The 2,138-nt window shown below is 57.6% G+C and carries 3 protein-coding genes; all 3 read right to left on the bottom strand.

Annotated features, from left to right (window positions below; all coding sequences use genetic code 11):
- Positions 1-223: 223 nt before the first annotated feature.
- Positions 224-493: a 30S ribosomal protein S15 gene (gene rpsO, locus ACIOVB_RS27565; protein ID WP_401272281.1), complete on the bottom strand. Its 270-nt coding sequence runs from the start codon at positions 491-493 to the stop codon at positions 224-226.
- A 142-nt stretch (positions 494-635) separates the two neighbouring features.
- On the bottom strand, positions 636-1,553 hold the full coding sequence (gene truB, locus ACIOVB_RS27570) for a tRNA pseudouridine(55) synthase TruB (protein ID WP_401272282.1): 918 nt from the start codon (positions 1,551-1,553) through the stop codon (positions 636-638).
- Positions 1,554-1,557: 4 nt separating this feature from the next.
- A complete protein-coding gene (gene rbfA, locus ACIOVB_RS27575) occupies positions 1,558-1,959 on the bottom strand; it encodes a 30S ribosome-binding factor RbfA (RefSeq protein WP_095191053.1) in 402 nt (133 codons plus the stop codon).
- Positions 1,960-2,138 lie beyond the last annotated feature (179 nt).

A 2,138-nucleotide genomic window follows, 5' to 3' on the forward strand; every position in this document is an offset into this window, starting at 1 on the left:
AACTGGAATTTTTTGATTACCGGGTTCACGGTGTCCTACCTTCTTTGTGGCTCTTGGGGGAACTGGTTTCTTGCGAAATTCTTGGGCAATGTCGGGAATCGGCCCAACGCCTGTCCAGGGTAAAACGTGTATCCAGATAAAACTTGAGGCTGGGAGCCTGCAAGGCGCCAGCGGTAAACCGCTGACGCCTGACAGACAACCAACCTCATAGCGCAATCGCTGATTAGCGACGCAGACCCAGGCGACCGATCAGAGTCTGGTAACGACCCAGATCCTTGCCTTTCAGGTAGTCCAGCAGCTTACGGCGCTGGTTTACCATGCGGATCAGACCACGACGGGAGTGGTGATCTTTACCGTAGGCCTTGAAGTGACCTTGCAGTTGGTTGATGTTGTGGGTCAGCAGTGCAACTTGCACTTCTGGCGAACCAGTGTCACCAACAGCTTGCTGGTAGTCAGCAACGATTTGAGCTTTTTCTTGAACGTCGAGAGCCATGAGGCAATCCTTTTATCAGGAAACTGTTTCAGGGAAACAGCTTCAACAGGCCAGGGACAAATCCCTGTATCTATAAATGAGTCGTGACCGTGCCTGTTAACAGCCACACTCGCCGACCTGCTGTTACACAGGCCGGTTCCGGTCATTCTGACCGAATCAAGCGACGTGGCGCGATACGCCCGTCTTCGCTCACTTCACCGATACCGATGAAGCGACCATTGTGATCCTGTACCCGCACCATGCCGAACTTCGGAGCATCCGGGGCACGTACCGGCTGGCCGTTGAGCCAGTAGAACGCGCTCGCTTCCGAGAAGTGCAACAGCGGCCAATCCTGCAGGCCGCTGTCCGATGGCATCAGGAAGCGGTCGACCGCTTCGTTGCCGCCTTCGGCATGTACCGCTTCGAGCTCTTCGAGGGTCACGGTCTGCGCCAAGGTGAAAGGCCCGGCCTGGGTACGGCGCAATTCTGCGACGTACGCACCACAACCGAGTTGCTCACCGATATCCTCCACGAGGGTGCGAATATAGGTGCCCTTGCTGCAATCCACCGCAAGTCGCGCAGTATCGCCTTCGAAGGCCAGTAATTCCAAGCGCGCAATAGTAACAGAACGCGGTTCGCGCTCCACTATTTCGCCTGCACGGGCCAGCTTGTACAGCGGCTGGCCATCACGCTTGAGCGCGGAGTACATCGGCGGTATCTGACTGATTTGGCCGCGAAATTTCGGCAAGACAGCCTCGACATCGGCGCGACCAACGGTCACCGGGCGTTCCTGCAAAACCTCACCTTCGGCATCCGCCGTGGTGGTGGTCTTGCCCAGTTGCGCCAGGGTTTCATAAGCCTTGTCGGAATCGAGCAGGTATTGCGAAAACTTGGTCGCTTCGCCGAAGCACAACGGCAACACACCGCTGGCCAGTGGATCGAGACTGCCGGTGTGCCCGGCCTTCTCGGCGTTGAGCAGCCAGCGAACCTTCTGCAACGCGGCGTTGGAGGTGAACCCCAGCGGCTTGTCGAGCAGAATGATACCGCTGACGTTACGACGGATACGTTTGACCTGAGCCACCGAATTACTCCTTGGTGTCTTCAGGTTCAGCAACTGCCGGGTGCTGATTGTCTTCAGCAACGGCACGCTCGATCAGGGCCGACAGGTGCGCACCCCGCACGACGGATTCGTCGTAGTGGAAGTGCAATTGCGGCACGCTTCGCAGCTTCATTTCGCGGGCCAGTTGCATACGCAGGAAACCCGCGGCGGCATTCAGGACCTTGATGCTTTGCGCGATATCTTCAGCATTGTCCTGCCCCATTACGGTGATGAAAATCTTTGCGTGACCGACGTCACGGCTGACTTCCACAGCGGTAATGGTGACCAGGCCGACGCGCGGATCTTTGACTTCACGACGGATCAGCTGGGCCAGCTCACGCTGCATCTGATCGCCGATACGTTGGGTACGGCTGTATTCTTTTGCCATGACTTGTTACCTGTTACTGCCCCACGGTGAAACCCGCAAGGTCTGAAAGCGGCAAACGCCCGGCCTGACAAAAGCCAGACCGGGCGTTGCGTTTAGAGTCCTGACGCCGTGGCGCGCATCTGCATGCGGCGGCTCGACGTGGCCCTTGAAGTGCGCGAGTTAGAGGCTGCGAGCAACCT

It is taken from the genome of Pseudomonas sp. NPDC087639, assembly GCF_044743385.1.
In the GTDB taxonomy this organism is placed as follows: Bacteria; Pseudomonadota; Gammaproteobacteria; order Pseudomonadales; family Pseudomonadaceae; genus Aquipseudomonas.